A 14,836-nucleotide genomic window follows, 5' to 3' on the forward strand; every position below is an offset into this window, starting at 1 on the left:
ACAAACTAACTATAGTCAGTTTTTTTAACAATAATTTTAAATGGTTATACAGAATGAAAGGTTTAATAGTGTAAAAGTATTTATTTTCCTAATGCTCTTATCAAAAATATATTTTACAAAAATATTTGATGCAATAATTTTCATATGTAAAAAAACAAATTAAAAGCCAGCTATTTTCTATAAATAGCTGGCTCTTCCTATGATTTATTTCTTTTCAAGCTCGATTTCTTTTGCTTCGGATTTAACTTCCTCTTTTTCTTCATCATTTATAATATCTCGTGTTGAGGTTTTAAATTCTTTTAATGTTTGTCCAACTGCTCTACCTAGTTGAGGAAGCTTTGATGGGCCAAAGATAACTAAAGCAATGATTAATACGAGGATTAAACCTGGTATCCCTATATTTGGCATGGAAATTCCTCCTTTTCATTTTAGACTCGATACAAATATAACATACTTCGTTAAAGAAGTGTTATTTGGCGTTGTCTAGTTATCTACGTCTTAAGTCTTAGTAATTTTCCTCCCAGAGCCTGTTTGGAAAAAGATGCTTTTAAGAGATGATTAGAAAAGCAGAGATGAGGGCAAAATGCTTCTTATGAACGAGGTGAAAAAGATGGAAAAGACGATTTATATCGTGTTGACTAATACAGGGACACTGTTTTCTAAAGCAATAGGAATGTATACGAGAAAAGACATGAATCATGCATCCATCGCTTTTGATGAAGAACTGAATGAGATGTATAGTTTTGGTAGGAAAAATAAACATAACCCATTTAATGCAGGATTCATAAGGGAAGAACCGACAGAGGGGCTTTTCACGCAGGCAACATGTGCGATTTATAAATGTAACGTAACCTATAAAGAATATAATCAAATGCGAAACAAAATCCGTCTTATGGAACAGGATAAAGAATTATATAAGTATAATTTAATCGGTTTATTTGGAGTAGCTATGAATATAAAAATTGAAAGAGAGTATGCTTTCTTTTGTTCCCAATTTGTTGCAACAATGATGAATGAATGCAGGTCTACGCAATTACAGGTTGCCCCTTACTTAGTGCAACCACATCATTTTGAACAGCACTCTTCCCTAAATCTTTTATATAAAGGTAAATTACAAACATATGTTTATAATAAACGCGGAGTAGAAGAGAGAGTCCAAAAGAATAGTTGGATACGATTAGCTTTTCCGATTTAATGATTACTTGATCATGACTAAAAACTACTATTTAATAATTCCTTGCTTTTGTCATATTAATAATTGAAAAGTAAGATCAGGGGGTTAACCAATGGAGAAGCTAGTAAAACTAAGAGAATCGTTTGAGGAATTAGGAATATGGGGTGTTAGTAACGGATGGTATTAATAGAAGATACTTAACAGACTTTACCGGTAGTGCAGGTACAGTGCTTACTTCAAAAAAGGAAGCATATTTATATGTGAGCAACGCATTGAAGAAGGAATGGTTTTGACGGTAGAACCGGGCATTTACATTCCTGTTCTTGGTGGAATTCGAAATGAGGATGATAGTATGTTGAGGAAAGATAGCATAGAAATCATTACAAAATCCAATAAACAATTAATTATTTTGTAACGAGAAAAGCTTCTTACTAGGGTGTAGTAGGAGGCTTTTAATTATTCCCTTTTTGTTTATTTAATTAAAAACTGGACAGTATATAGGAGAAGTAGAATCTATATGATGTTTAGGAGGATAACAAGTGACAAACGAGCAGTCGGATTTTGAAACAAATATAGAAGACGAAGACACGTTAACCAATAGACAAGGACATCCTATAACGAACAATCAAAACATGAGAACAGTTGGAAACCGTGGTCCTGCCACACTTGAAAACTATGATTTTATCGAGAAAATTAGTCACTTTGACAGAGAACGAGTGCCAGAACGAGTTGTACATGCTCGTGGTGCAGGAGCACATGGTTACTTTGAGGCGTATGGAGCTGTTGGTGATGAAGCTGTTTCCAAATATACACGTGCAAAGTTATTCCAGGACAAAGGGAAAAGAACCCCTGTTTTTGTTCGTTTTTCTTCTGTTATTCATGGCGGTCATTCTCCGGAAACGTTGCGTGATCCGCGTGGATTTGCAGTGAAGTTTTATACGGAAGATGGTAACTGGGATTTGGTAGGGAACAATTTAAAGATTTTCTTTATCAGAGATGCGATAAAATTCCCGGATATGATCCATGCATTTAAACCAGATCCAATTACGAATATTCAAGATTCTGAGCGATTTTTTGATTTCTGTGCGAGTTCGCCAGAATCATTTCATATGGTTACTTTCATCTATTCACCATGGGGAATTCCGGCAAATTACCGAATGATGCAAGGTTCGGGAGTAAATACGTATAAATGGGTGAATAACGAAGGCGAAGCAGTACTTGTAAAATACCATTGGGAGCCAAGGCAAGGCATTCGAAACTTAACGCAAAAAGAAGCAGAGGAAATACAAGCGAAAAATTTTAACCATGCGACACAAGATTTATATGATGCTATAGAAAAAGGTGATTTTCCCGAATGGGAATTGCTTGTTCAAATAATGAGTGATGATGAACATCCCGAACTAGATTTCGATCCGTTAGACGATACGAAACTATGGCCGGAAGATAAATTCCCTTGGATGGCCATTGGTAAAATGGTATTAGATCGCAATCCAGAAGATTATTTCATGGAAGTAGAGCAAGTTGCATTTGGTACAGGAGTACTTGTGGACGGACTAGACTTCTCGGATGATAAAATGTTGCAAGGTCGAACATTTTCTTATTCGGACACACAACGTCATCGTGTAGGTGCAAACTATTTACAGATACCGATTAATGCACCAAAAAAACGAGTAGCGACTAACCAAAGTGGTGGGCAGATGCAATATAAGTTGGACCGCGCACCTTTTCAAAATCCACATATTAACTATGAGCCTTCTATATTAGACGGCCTAAAGGAAGCAGAGCAACTAGGTAAAGAATACACGCCAATGGTAAAAGGAAATTTAGTGCGACAATCCATCGATAGACAAAGTAATACAAAACAAGCAGGAGAAACGTATCGAAATTTTGAACAATGGGAAAAAGATGAGCTCATTACTAATCTTATCAATGACCTTTCTAGCTGCGATAAACGAATTCAAGAAAAGATGATTGCATTGGCAGAAGAAGCAGATGAAGAATATGGTCGACGTTTAAGAGAAGGTCTAGCACAAGACAAATCAGGCGACTCTAGCCAAAAACCACTCGGTAATCGCAACGGTGATGAAGCACCTAATGATGCAATCCAAAAAAGCAATGAAGCAGAACCATATTAATAACCTCGCCCCACTTTCTAAAGTCTTAGAGCGTGGGGTTTATGTTTACCATGTTATTTGGAAGGAAATAGTGAAGGGGGGGAGGTTTTAAGATGAAAAAATTTGATGTGGTAATTATTGGATTTGGTAAAGGTGGGAAAACACTTGCCTCTGAGTTCGCTAAAAACGGTAAGACCGTTGCTGTGATTGAAAAATCACCCGAAATGTACGGTGGAACATGTATTAATATTGCATGTATCCCAACGAAATCACTTGTTCATTCAGCCGAAAAAAGAAAATATGTAAATACTTCTAAAGTGGAATTTTATACAAAAGCCATTCAGCAAAAAGATGAGTTAACAGATTTCTTACGAAATAAAAACTTTCATATGCTAGATGACCAAGAAAAAATTACAGTTATTACGGGGGAAGCAACTTTTATAAGTAATGATAAAGTAAAGGTGAAAACAGCGGGAGACCAGTTGGAAGTAACAGCGGACCATTTCTTTATTAATACAGGAGCCACTCCAATTATTCCTCCAATTGACGGTGTTAAAGATACCGAATTCGTATATGATTCAACGACTTTGCAGGAACGAAAAGTGCTTCCAGAAAAACTAATCATTATAGGTGGAGGCTATATAGGACTTGAATTTGCGTCGATGTATGCAAACTTTGGCTCTGAAGTCACTGTACTTGATGGAAATAAAATATTCTTACCAAATGAAGATCAAGATATTGCGAACGAAGTAAAAAAAGTACTAGAGGAGAAGCACATAACCATTGAAGTAAATGCCAAGGTGGAATCAGTAAAAGATCAATCAGGTGGAGTAGTAGTCACTTATAATAAAAATAATAGTATAGAAGAAGTATGTGGACATGCAGTCTTGCTTGCAACAGGCAGAAAGCCAAACACAGAAGGCTTAGGTTTGGAAAATACTTCTGTAGAAGTAAATGATAAAGGAGCAGTGGTAGTAGATGACTTTTTAAAAACTACTGCAAATCATATATGGGCACTTGGTGATGTAAATGGAGGTCCTCAGTTTACTTATATTTCACTAGATGATTTTCGTATTGTGAAAAACCAATTGTTCGGAGATGGCTCCTACACGAAAAAAGAACGCACGAACGTTCCATACTCGGTGTTCATTGATCCTGTATTATCACATGTTGGATTAAATGAAAAAATGGCAAAGGAAAAAGGCTTGGAGTATCAAGTTGTTTCCATGCCAGCAGCTGGAATTCCTAGAGCGCGTATAGTAGAACAGACAGAAGGATATTTAAAAGCGCTGGTGAATCCGAAAACAAAAGAAGTTTTAGGATGCACGTTATTTTGTGCGGAATCCAGTGAGATGATAAATATTGTACGGGTAGCAATGGAAGCGAAATTGCCATACACATTTTTGCGGGATACTATATTCACACACCCAACAATGAGTGAATCACTCAATGATTTGTTTTCTAAAGTCGATTAACTAGAAGTCTTCTTTAGAATGGTGTATTTGTACTGGCGATTGCCATTTTTGTATGGTTGTGATTAACCCAAAAATAAAGGAAGAGAGGGGCATCATCAAAAATGAAGACCTCTCTCTTCCTTTATTTTTAATATCTAAAGGCTAGGAATTATACACCTACAGATACCAACAAATCTTTATGTGCTCCTTTAAGCAACGCAGTCAATTCTTCGATTTTGTGAAGTGTTTCTTCGCGTTCCTGCTTTTGTTGTTCTAATGCAGCTTTAACAGTGGATTCTAGGTGATTTTGTGATTGAACGAACAGATCCAGAACTGCATAGCTTGGTTTCCATGATAGAGCTTGTGCTTTATCGTTAATCTCTTGAATATTATTTAACCATGTAGTAACTTGTTGCAATTGTGTGTTTCCACTGATTCCATTTACACTCGTTTGAACTTTATCTTGCCATTCTTGCGTTGCTTTTTTTGTTTCTTCTTCCATAGCACTTAATGTAGCTACTGTAGAATCCAGAAGTTCTTTTTGGTACGTAAATGCTTGAAAGGCTTTTTTCTGCACATCATCTTGTAAGCTTTGTAGTGTTTTAAATCCATTTAACCATCCGTCCCATAATAAATCGACACCGTTACTTAGTTGTTCTCTAGCCATCTGTAATTCCTCCTTTAATTTAGCAAAACATATTTATTATTTATAATGAATGCTACTATTCGCATTACATCCTAATACTGCTCCTCATCTTCCTTCTTATTAGAAGAAGGTTGAAGCGGGTTAAAGAAAGGGTTATAAATATTGAAAAATTGATTCAACATTTTTTGATACTGACTCAATGAACCAGCCCACAAATCTAAATATTGCTTTCCTGCATCTGTAATGGAATAAATACGTTTAGCAGGCCCCCCTGATGTCGTATCCCATTCGGATGTAACCAATGCATCTTTTTCTAGTTGCCGAAGGAGACGGTAAAAGTTCCCTTGGTCCACGGATTCCATACCAAACTGTGAAATTTTCTCCATAAGTTCATATCCATGTGTATTCCAATCACGTAAATGCAGCAACATGATTGGGATGAGGAAATTTTTAGGAGCACCGATATTAGTGTTCTTATTTTTTTTAGCTTCTTCTTTTGATTCCATTATCAATCACCTACTTATTCATCTGTTGCATATAAGTGTAATTTACACCTATATGTTTGTTAAGTCAAGGGATTAATTTTTGAAAAAGTTTGACAAGCTTTGTCGAAATATGAAGGATATTTTATAAAAATATCGAATAGTCACAATTTTTACAATTTTAATACACACTACTACGTTAAAGTGTGATAAAGTTATGGTGAATTTAAGAAAAGGAGATGATTTCCATTGACCCAGACAACTTCATTTGATGCTTTTACAATGTGGAAAAACGTGTATGAGAAAACAGAAAGTACATGGAGAGATGCCATCCAAGATACACTTGGAAAAGAATCCTTTGCAGAAAGTTTAGGACAGATTCAAAGTCAATATTTACAATATCAAGGATTTGTAAATAAAATGACCGAATCCTATTTGAAACAAGCTAATATGCCTTCTAGGGATGAAATTGCAAACGTTGCTTCCCTTGTAATAAACGTAGAATCTAAAGTGGATGATTTAGAAGATCAAATGGATGTGTACAAGATTGATACTTCTAGAGAGATAGAACAACTTAGAAAAGGACTAAATAATCTAGATAAGAAATTAGATAAAGTGATTGAATTGCTTGATAAATCAATCGTTGCACAAAATACCCCTAAAGTAACAGATGGACCTTTAACTACAACAGCTTTAAATGCTACAAGTACTAAGAAGTAATCCTCTACTATATTAAATGATTTCTTAAAAAAACATATATTGGGAGTGTATTAAATGACAAAATTGCAAACAACCGTATTGGAACAAACGAATCCATTAAAACCTCTTGCAGGGAAAGTAGCTGTTGTAACAGGGGCTTCTCGAGGAATTGGAGCTGAAATAGCTAAAGCATTGGCAAAAAATGGCGCACAAGTTGTAGGTAATTATCTTAGTAGCACTTTAGATATGGAAAATGTTATGCAAGAAATCGAGCAAGAAGGTGGCAGTTTGTTTGCAATTCAAGCAGACATATCTATAGAAGAGGACTCACAAAAGCTTATAGAGGAAGTATTGAACCGTTTCGGGAAAATCGATATCCTCATTAATAACGCAGGTGTGACAAGAGATCGTACTTTCCGTAAAATGTCCAAGCAAGAATGGGATCAAGTGATCAATATTAACTTAAACAGTGTTTTCAACACAACATCTGCTGTCATTAACCATATGTTAGAACAAAAGTCTGGCCGTATTATTAATATCAGTTCAATCATCGGTCAAGCGGGTGGTTTTGGACAGACGAATTATTCTGCATCAAAAGCTGGATTACTAGGCTTTACAAAGTCGCTGGCTCTAGAGACTGCTAGAAACGGTATTACAGTAAATGCGATTTGCCCAGGATTCATCGAAACAGAAATGGTTGCAGCAATGCCGGAAAATGTAAAAGATGCAATCGTTGCTAAAGTGCCAGTACAAAGATTGGGCCGTACAAGTGAAATTGCAGAAGCTGTCTTGTTTTTAGCACAAGCAAGCTATATTACAGGTCAAGAAATCAATGTAAATGGCGGTCTATATATGTAACAAAAAGTTTCCATATTGAAAAATATTGGTAGGAGTGATTTTATGGTTACGTTAGATACGAAGCAATTTGACAATTGGATCGACCGTTTATCGGAGGATAAGAACATCCAACAGATTAAACGATTAACAGAAGTTATCTCTTCGGATGCTGAACCAGAAGTTGGTCAGACACCTAAAGAAGTCATTTGGACGAAAAATAAATCAAAATTATATCGCTATCAGCCGGCGATTAAGAAAACAAATAAAGTACCGATTTTAATGATTTACGCATTAATAAATAAACCGTATATATTAGATCTGTATCCAGGAAATAGCTTAATAGAGCACTTAACGAATAAAGGACATGATGTTTATTTGTTGGACTGGGGTACTCCTGGCTATGAGGACCGCAATATGAAGCTAGATGACTATATCGTAGATTATATTCCCAGAGCAGTAAGCAAAGTGTTAAAGACTTCAAAAGCAAAAGATATCACGCTTTTAGGATACTGCATGGGTGGCACAATGACGGCAATTTTCACTGCACTTTATCCACAATTGCCAATTCGCAATCTTATATTAATGACTAGCCCAATTGATTTTAAAGATGCAGGGCATTATTCAAACTGGTTGGATAAACGTTATTTCCAACTAGATAAACTGGTCGATACGCTTGGTAATATTCCTTTCGAATTAATCGATTTTGGAAATAAGCTACTTAATCCAATTTCAAATGTTGTCGGACCATATATCAGTTTAGCTGACCGTGTGGAAAACGAAGACTTTGTTCTAAATTGGAAGCTCATGCAAAAATGGTTGAACGATGGTATTCCTTTCCCAGGCGAATCTTATAGACAGTGGATTAGAGATTTCTATCAGGACAACAAACTCATTAATGATCAACTATCAGTACGGGGACGCAAAGTAGAACTGGCGAATATTAAAGCTAATCTACTGAATATTTCTGCCACACGTGACAACATTGCTTTACCACAACAGATTGCACCGCTTAATGATAAAGTGTCTAGCAAAAACAAGACACTACATATAGTAGAAACTGGTCATGTATCGGTTGTCACAGGTCGCAAAGCAATCAATGAAATACATCCTTATATTGAAAAATGGATTACCGATAATTCGAAGTAATATAAAGGAATAAAATTAATTCTCGCAAACTGTAAAATAAGGTTTTGGAAGTGCTCTGGACTTGAATGTCTAGTAATGCTATAACCGAGTTTTCTAAATACGAGTGGCGCTAGCACTGCTAACGCCACTCGTATTTTTTCGGTAATCGTACTACAAACATTCGCCCGACCTACTCCCAAAACGTATTTAAACAAATTACAAAACCTTTAGGTTAATAAAGGAATGCTACTTTCTTATTCATTAAAAAGCAGCCAAAGATACAATTTTGGCTGCTTACCGCTTCTTTATTAGTTTTTCACCTTATTTTATAGAAAGTATCACAATTAAGTTAAGATAATGCTAAGTAGATGAAGTTAGATTGTACTGATAATAGAAAGCCATCATTTTGGTGTGGATGTGCTGAAATAATTTTAAATAGTATAAGCAATCTATACTTGAGAGGAATGATACCAAATGAAACATATTTGTATAATTGGCGGGACGGGAATGTTAGCAGAGGTGTCTAAGTGGTATGCCGACAATAACCATCTTGTTTCCGTTATTGCACGGAACGAAGAAAAAATGAATAGAATGAAAGATTCTTGTTCGAAACCAGAAAATATAAAAGCAATCTATCTTGATTATAGAGATGCTACCGATTTGCATAATGCGCTACGAAAAAGCATAGAGGTATATGGTCCTTTAACTGAGGCGGTTGTTTGGCTACATTCCGATGGTTTACATGCACTTTCCACTGTTTTCGAATGGATAGAGGAGAAAAGTAACGTTTGGCAAGTAATAGGTAGCCAAGCAAACGCTGAACACTTGAAAAAACAATACTATCCCGAGAAAGATCTAGAACATAAAATCATACAACTAGGTTTTGTTAGAGAAAATGATAGACAAAGATGGTTAACAAATGTGGAAATAGCGGATGGAGTTATTCGTTCCATACTAGCGGGTCAGAGCTATAGCTTGGTTGGGGAAATTTCTAGTTAGAAAGAGCATCAACTTTGAAGTCATGCTCTTCGCTATAATTGTTGATTGCTTAAATTAATTTTGTATCCAATGTTTTTTTCATCAAGATATGTGGAATGCCATCTTCGTCAAATACATCCGAGGCTGTTTGGTAGCCAAGTTTTTCATAAAAACCTTCTGCGTGGGTTTGTCCATGTAATTTTACTTGGGCCAATCCTTTTCTATTAGCGATTTCTTCTAATGCCTTAACAATTACTTTTCCAAGGCCAAATTTACGATAAGGCTCTAAAATACAAATACGCTCTAATTTACCTATTCCATCCACTATTCTTAATCGACCAGTTCCAACAGGTTGATTCTCATAATCGACTAAAATATGTTCGCATTGTCCTTCTAGCGTATCGAATTGATCAAACTCTTCTTCTAATGGTACGCCTTGCTCTTTTACAAAAACTTCTTTTCTAATATGAAACGCTTTTTGTAAGTCGCTATCTTCTGTTATTCTTTTATAACTCATTTATGTTCAGTCCTTTTCTTTTGATTAGACAAGCAAGTAGACTCAAGTCATAATCTTTTTATATGTATATATTAGTTTAAATGAATTTATTTTTGTTGTAAATACAACATAATCAGAATGGCCAGCTTTATTTGTAAGGAGGAAATACATATGAAATTAGTATCTTGGAATGTAAATGGATTGCGCGCTTGTGTGCAAAAAGGATTTTTAGATTATTTTAAAGAAGTAAATGCAGATATATTTTGCTTGCAGGAGACAAAATTGCAAGCAACACAAATAGATTTACAGCTAGATGGATATGAACAATATTGGAATTATGCTTTGAAAAAGGGGTACTCTGGAACTGCTGTATTTACGAAAGTGAAGCCGCTATCTGTTAAATATGGTGTTGGCGACATGGAGACAGAAGATGAAGGGCGAATCCTTACGCTAGAATTCGAAGACTTTTTCTTAGTGAATGTCTACACACCCAATGCAAAACGAGATTTAACTAGACTTCCTTATCGATTAGAGTGGGAAGATGAGATGCGGGCATATTTGAAAAAGCTAGACGAAGTGAAGCCGGTTATTCTGTGTGGTGATTTAAATGTTGCGCATGCAGAAATCGATTTGAAAAATTCCAAATCCAATAGGGGAAACTCTGGGTTTACGCTTGAGGAACGTGGAAAAATGACGGATTTATTGACTGCTGGTTTCGTGGATACTTTCCGTTATTTTTATCCGGAACGTGAGGGAGCTTATACTTGGTGGTCATATATGAATAAAGTAAGGGAGCGCAATATTGGGTGGAGGATTGATTATTTCATCGCTTCACAGAAACTTACACCAGTATTGAAGGATGCCTCTATTGATGCGCAAGTACTTGGTAGTGATCATTGTCCGGTCGTTTTAGAATTAGATAATTCTTGAATACTCAATATATTATGAGAAAAACTACAATACTTTAATGAAATAGAGTACAATATTTCTATATCAACTTTCTGGAGGTACCTATAGATGAATGCTTTAGCCGTGCAATTAAATGAAAAAATGCAAAAAGAAAATCCTGTCATTTTTGATATGTTATCCGACTTAGGAAAAAGTTTATACTATCCTAAAGGTATATTAAGCCAAAGTGCAGAAGCAGGGAAAAAAGCGCATCGCTTTAATGCCACAATCGGAATCGCAACCGAAAATGGAGAACCGATGCATTTCCGTCACATACAAGAGAAATTAGGATACGCTCCAAAGGATATCTATCCATATGCAGCTCCACAAGGAAAAGAATTATTACGTTCAATTTGGAAAGAAAAATTATTAAAAGATAACCCTTCGATGCAAAATAAATCAATTGGCATGCCAATTGTAACTAGTGCGTTGACACATGGTTTAAGTATTGTAGCCGATTTGTTTATGAATCCAGGTGATGTCCTAATTTCGCCGGAGCAATATTGGGGTAACTATAATACAGTATTCCAGATTAGAAGAGGCGGCCGTGTAGAAACGTTCCCTTTATTCAATGAACAGAATGGTTTTCATGTAGAAGCCTTCCGTGAAACGTTAACGAAGCAAAAAGAAAAAGCGATTGTGTTATTAAACTTCCCGAACAATCCAACTGGTTATACACCATCGATTAGTGAAGCAGAAGCAATTGTTCAAGTATTAAAAGATGTAGCCGCTTCTGGTACTAAATTAGTTGTCGTATTGGATGATGCTTACTTTGGCTTGTTCTATGAAGATTCGATTAAGGAATCATTATTTGGATTATTGGCAGATAGTCATCCAAATATTTTGCCGGTGAAAATCGACGGAGCTACGAAAGAAAACTATGTATGGGGATTACGCGTTGGTTTTATTACTTACGCTGCCACTCCGGATGTCTTGGATGCATTAGAACAAAAAACAAAAGGAATTATTCGCGGAACGATTTCGAGTGGTTCTCATATTTCCCAAACAATTCTTTTGGAATCTCTGCAGTCAGAAGAGTTTTTAAAAGAAAAAGAAGAGAAATTTCAAATTATGCAATCACGTGCGATTAAAACGAAGGAAGTACTTGCGAACGAAAAGTTTGCTTCCTACTGGACGTACTACCCATTTAACTCTGGGTACTTTATGTGCTTGAAGTTAACTAATTTAGATGCGGAAACACTTCGTCTTCACTTATTAGACCAATACGGTGTGGGGGTTATTGCAAGCAATAAAACAGATATCCGCGTAGCCTTTTCATGCGTAGAAGCGTCAGATATTGAAGAGCTATTTGATTTGATTTATCAAGGATGCCAAGACTTAACTAAATAATTGTTTTGAAAAACTGTTCGTGAGTTAGTGTTCATGAACAGTTTTTTTATGATGTAAAATGTAAACGCTAACATTTATCTGGAATCCGAGACATAAACTATTGAAACGTTATTTTAATAGTTTAGGGGGGATGAAGATGAGAGGCGAACGTATACCAGGGTGGGCAAAAGTTTTTATTGGAATTATTATTGCCTTAGTAACGATTTTTGTTCTTTATCTATATGTTGATAAAGAACAAGAGGAAGGATCACCATACGCTACCATTACAGTAACAGAAGAGACAAATGCGGAGACTAAGCCGGAAGTTGAAGAAGAGGATAAGGAATTAACGAATCCAGCTAACCCAGACATGAAGGTTGAATATGCTTCAACAGATTGGTCGATACACGGGGGCGATTATTACAACAGACGTTATTCCACTTTGAAGCAAATCACATCGGAAAACATAGGTGATTTAAAACCAACTTGGGTTAGTAGTCTAGGCTCTGGAGCAGAAGATAAATATTCAGGAGAGGCTACACCTATTGTGGTGGATGGCATTATGTATATTGCGACCGGTGCTAATGACGTATTTGCAATTGATGCCAAAACAGGTGAACAGATTTGGGCATATACTCCGGATATTCCACAAGAAATGGACACGGTATGCTGTGGCTGGACGACACGGGGAGTAGCAGTAGGTGATGGAAAGGTATATGTAGGATTATTGGATGCAAGGCTAGTGGCCCTTGATCAAAAAACAGGTGAAGAAGTATGGGAAACGAAAGTGGCGGAATGGGAAGAAGGATATACCGTTACAAGCGCACCACTTTACTATAATGGAAAAGTGTATACGGGTGTGGCTGGAGGAGAATATGGTATTCGCGGACGCGTAATGGCATACGATTCCGATTTAGGATATGAAGTATGGCGTTTTTATACTATTCCTGGACCGGCAGATATCAATGGAGATACTTGGCCTTCAGATAATGATGCTTGGTTAACTGGAGGGGGACCGGTTTGGAATACACCAGCAGTTGACCCGGAACTTGGGTATATTTACTTTGCAACTGGAAATACGGCTCCTGACTTAGATGGTAGCAATCGAGAGGGCGATAATTTATATGCAAACTCTGTCGTTGCTGTAAATGCGGAAAATGGTGATTATGTATGGCATTTTCAAGAAGTGCATCATGATATTTGGGATATGGATCCAGCAAACCCGGTTGTTTTATTTGATGTAGAAAAAGATGGGGAGATGCGAAAGGGTCTTGGGCAAGCGGGGAAAACAGGATGGGTTTATTTCTTAGATCGTACGGATGGAACACCGCTAGTGGGTATTGAAGAAAAGCCGGTACCCCAATTGGCTGAACAAAAAACAGCAGCAACTCAGCCATTCCCAATAGGAGATGCATTTGTGCCGCAAGGGGTTTTTCAAGAAGATGTTGACCGCGATTTAGGAGATGTATTTGAAGGGAAAATAGGCGATATCTTTACACCGTTTTGGGAGGAACCGATAACACTTAAACCAGGGCCTGCCGGTGGTGCGAACTGGCCACCATCTGCTTATAACCCTGATACGGAGCTGTTTTATGTTTTAGGAAATGATAACTATTTTTCTTTTGCTAGACAAGAAGAGGAAGCATTTGAGGAAGGCTCTATGTATATCGGTAGCATTATGCAACCAGTTTCCAATGCACCATCACGCGGTACAGTAACTGCACTCGATGTTAAAACAAATAAAATCGTATGGCAACAAAACTGGGATGCTCAAGCATACAGCGGTGTTCTAACAACGGCCGGAAATCTGGTGTTTGTAGGTCATAACGATGGTCGTCTAATTGCTTTTGACGCTAAAACTGGTGATCAATTGTGGGAATATATGATGGATGCAGGTGCCAATGCTCCTTCTGTCACGTATGAAATTGATGGAGAACAATATATTTCGATTTACGCAGCAGGAAATGCACTAGCAGGATCTAAACATGGCGATAAAGTGTACACCTTTAAATTAGGAGGAACCTTGCCTGAAGGGCAAGTGATTGATGCCTCGGCAAAAGGTGATACTAACGAGTCTACTAACGCTGAAGAGACAGAAGGCGAAACAGTAAGTAGTGTAGATGCTGGTCTAGAGGTGTACGCAAATAGTTGTATTGCTTGTCATGGCAATCAAGGGGCGAATGGACATAATGGACCAAACCTACAGAATAGTAAGTTTGCTGAAAGTAGAGAAAATGTGATCGATCGAATAACAAACGGAGGAGCAACAATGCCATCCTTTAAAGATTCGTTAACTCCTGAAGAAATTGAAGCAGTAGCAGACTATATAGTGACGGTTATTTCTCCATTGGGTGAGGGATAAGTGAAGTGAAAAGAAACCAGCCATTTTGTATGTCGATGGCTGGTTTCTTTATGTTGATTTGTGCAAGATATAGATACTACGATTTAGTGAGTTGAATAAGAGTCCGCTGGGTGAGCGATGAGGATTTACCGCCCCTTGGTATAACGCGCTTTCCCTATTTCATGAAGATGGGTACAGTTTAATTATCCAAGA

At 36.9% G+C, this 14,836-nt stretch carries 15 protein-coding genes and 1 pseudogene; 12 read left to right on the forward strand and 4 right to left on the reverse strand.

The annotated features are described in order from the left end of the window. Positions 1–204: 204 nt before the first annotated feature. Entirely contained in the window at positions 205–408 is a 204-nt protein-coding gene (locus FG382_RS16105) for a twin-arginine translocase TatA/TatE family subunit (protein ID WP_093274514.1), read from the reverse strand. 202 nt (positions 409–610) lie between these two features. Here FG382_RS16105 and FG382_RS16110 point away from each other — a divergent pair, with 202 nt between their 5' ends. From FG382_RS16110 to FG382_RS16130, 5 genes and pseudogenes are all read left to right on the forward strand, one after another. Beyond that, positions 611–1,195 (forward strand): hypothetical protein, encoded by a 585-nt coding sequence (locus FG382_RS16110; protein ID WP_142539906.1) that lies wholly within the window; start codon positions 611–613, stop codon positions 1,193–1,195. A 143-nt stretch (positions 1,196–1,338) separates the two neighbouring features. Then, on the forward strand, positions 1,339–1,467 hold the full coding sequence (locus FG382_RS16115; RefSeq protein WP_142539907.1) for an aminopeptidase P family N-terminal domain-containing protein: 129 nt from the start codon (positions 1,339–1,341) through the stop codon (positions 1,465–1,467). After that, positions 1,446–1,589 (forward strand): annotated as a pseudogene (locus FG382_RS16120) (M24 family metallopeptidase); the annotation flags it as partial. The gene FG382_RS16115 and the pseudogene FG382_RS16120, both read left to right, overlap by 22 nt. Positions 1,590–1,713: 124 nt before the next feature. Next, positions 1,714–3,309 carry a catalase gene (locus FG382_RS16125; RefSeq protein WP_280525891.1) on the forward strand — a complete coding sequence of 532 codons (1,596 nt, stop codon included), beginning with the start codon at positions 1,714–1,716 and terminating at the stop codon, positions 3,307–3,309. Positions 3,310–3,401: 92 nt separating this feature from the next. After that, complete coding sequence (locus FG382_RS16130) at positions 3,402–4,763, forward strand: FAD-containing oxidoreductase (RefSeq protein WP_142539909.1); 1,362 nt, start codon at positions 3,402–3,404, stop codon at positions 4,761–4,763. 148 nt (positions 4,764–4,911) lie between these two features. On the opposite strand, the gene FG382_RS16135 is transcribed toward FG382_RS16130, so the two are convergent. Further along, entirely contained in the window at positions 4,912–5,409 is a 498-nt protein-coding gene (locus FG382_RS16135) for a hypothetical protein (protein WP_142539910.1), read from the reverse strand. 71 nt (positions 5,410–5,480) lie between these two features. After that, a complete protein-coding gene (gene phaQ / locus FG382_RS16140; protein WP_142539911.1) occupies positions 5,481–5,894 on the reverse strand; it encodes a poly-beta-hydroxybutyrate-responsive repressor in 414 nt (137 codons plus the stop codon). Between the two features lie 225 nt (positions 5,895–6,119). On the opposite strand from phaQ, the gene FG382_RS16145 reads away from it, so the two are divergent. The 4 genes from FG382_RS16145 (at position 6,120) to FG382_RS16160 (ending at position 9,530) form a co-directional block, all read left to right on the forward strand. Further along, the gene (locus FG382_RS16145; RefSeq protein ID WP_188713345.1) at positions 6,120–6,590 is read left to right on the forward strand and encodes a polyhydroxyalkanoate biosynthesis repressor PhaR; all 471 of its coding nucleotides are present in this window, start codon (positions 6,120–6,122) and stop codon (positions 6,588–6,590) included. A 54-nt stretch (positions 6,591–6,644) separates the two neighbouring features. Beyond that, positions 6,645–7,427, forward strand: coding sequence for a 3-oxoacyl-[acyl-carrier-protein] reductase (gene fabG / locus FG382_RS16150; RefSeq protein WP_142539912.1), 783 nt, complete (start codon positions 6,645–6,647; stop codon positions 7,425–7,427). Positions 7,428–7,469: 42 nt separating this feature from the next. Continuing rightward, a complete protein-coding gene (gene phaC, locus FG382_RS16155) occupies positions 7,470–8,552 on the forward strand; it encodes a class III poly(R)-hydroxyalkanoic acid synthase subunit PhaC (RefSeq protein WP_142539913.1) in 1,083 nt (360 codons plus the stop codon). A 453-nt stretch (positions 8,553–9,005) separates the two neighbouring features. Then, complete coding sequence (locus FG382_RS16160) at positions 9,006–9,530, forward strand: Rossmann-fold NAD(P)-binding domain-containing protein (protein ID WP_142539914.1); 525 nt, start codon at positions 9,006–9,008, stop codon at positions 9,528–9,530. A gap of 49 nt (positions 9,531–9,579) precedes the next feature. On the opposite strand, the gene FG382_RS16165 is transcribed toward FG382_RS16160, so the two are convergent. Then, on the reverse strand, positions 9,580–10,026 hold the full coding sequence (locus tag FG382_RS16165) for a GNAT family N-acetyltransferase (RefSeq protein WP_142539915.1): 447 nt from the start codon (positions 10,024–10,026) through the stop codon (positions 9,580–9,582). 150 nt (positions 10,027–10,176) lie between these two features. Between FG382_RS16165 and FG382_RS16170 the strand changes: the two genes are divergently transcribed. The 3 genes from FG382_RS16170 (at position 10,177) to FG382_RS16180 (ending at position 14,644) form a co-directional block, all read left to right on the forward strand. Then, a complete protein-coding gene (locus FG382_RS16170) occupies positions 10,177–10,935 on the forward strand; it encodes an exodeoxyribonuclease III (protein WP_142539916.1) in 759 nt (252 codons plus the stop codon). Positions 10,936–11,022: 87 nt separating this feature from the next. Further along, positions 11,023–12,303, forward strand: coding sequence for an aminotransferase class I/II-fold pyridoxal phosphate-dependent enzyme (locus tag FG382_RS16175; protein ID WP_142539917.1), 1,281 nt, complete (start codon positions 11,023–11,025; stop codon positions 12,301–12,303). A gap of 136 nt (positions 12,304–12,439) precedes the next feature. Next, complete coding sequence (locus FG382_RS16180) at positions 12,440–14,644, forward strand: outer membrane protein assembly factor BamB family protein (protein ID WP_229677417.1); 2,205 nt, start codon at positions 12,440–12,442, stop codon at positions 14,642–14,644. Positions 14,645–14,836 lie beyond the last annotated feature (192 nt).

This window comes from Psychrobacillus lasiicapitis, assembly GCF_006861795.1.
In the GTDB taxonomy this organism is placed as follows: Bacteria; Bacillota; Bacilli; order Bacillales_A; family Planococcaceae; genus Psychrobacillus; species Psychrobacillus lasiicapitis.

What these genes read in the sequence shown, in the direction of transcription:
- FG382_RS16105 (WP_093274514.1), bottom strand. Translation starts at nt 408, where the DNA reads ATGCCAAATATAGGGATACCAGGTTTAATCCTCGTATTAATCATTGCT.
- FG382_RS16170 (WP_142539916.1), top strand. Translation starts at nt 10,177, where the DNA reads ATGAAATTAGTATCTTGGAATGTAAATGGATTGCGCGCTTGTGTGCAA.
- FG382_RS16130 (WP_142539909.1), top strand. Translation starts at nt 3,402, where the DNA reads ATGAAAAAATTTGATGTGGTAATTATTGGATTTGGTAAAGGTGGGAAA.
- FG382_RS16180 (WP_229677417.1), top strand. Translation starts at nt 12,440, where the DNA reads ATGAGAGGCGAACGTATACCAGGGTGGGCAAAAGTTTTTATTGGAATT.
- fabG (WP_142539912.1), top strand. Translation starts at nt 6,645, where the DNA reads ATGACAAAATTGCAAACAACCGTATTGGAACAAACGAATCCATTAAAA.
- FG382_RS16135 (WP_142539910.1), bottom strand. Translation starts at nt 5,409, where the DNA reads ATGGCTAGAGAACAACTAAGTAACGGTGTCGATTTATTATGGGACGGA.
- phaQ (WP_142539911.1), bottom strand. Translation starts at nt 5,894, where the DNA reads ATGGAATCAAAAGAAGAAGCTAAAAAAAATAAGAACACTAATATCGGT.
- FG382_RS16165 (WP_142539915.1), bottom strand. Translation starts at nt 10,026, where the DNA reads ATGAGTTATAAAAGAATAACAGAAGATAGCGACTTACAAAAAGCGTTT.
- phaC (WP_142539913.1), top strand. Translation starts at nt 7,470, where the DNA reads ATGGTTACGTTAGATACGAAGCAATTTGACAATTGGATCGACCGTTTA.
- FG382_RS16110 (WP_142539906.1), top strand. Translation starts at nt 611, where the DNA reads ATGGAAAAGACGATTTATATCGTGTTGACTAATACAGGGACACTGTTT.
- FG382_RS16175 (WP_142539917.1), top strand. Translation starts at nt 11,023, where the DNA reads ATGAATGCTTTAGCCGTGCAATTAAATGAAAAAATGCAAAAAGAAAAT.
- FG382_RS16160 (WP_142539914.1), top strand. Translation starts at nt 9,006, where the DNA reads ATGAAACATATTTGTATAATTGGCGGGACGGGAATGTTAGCAGAGGTG.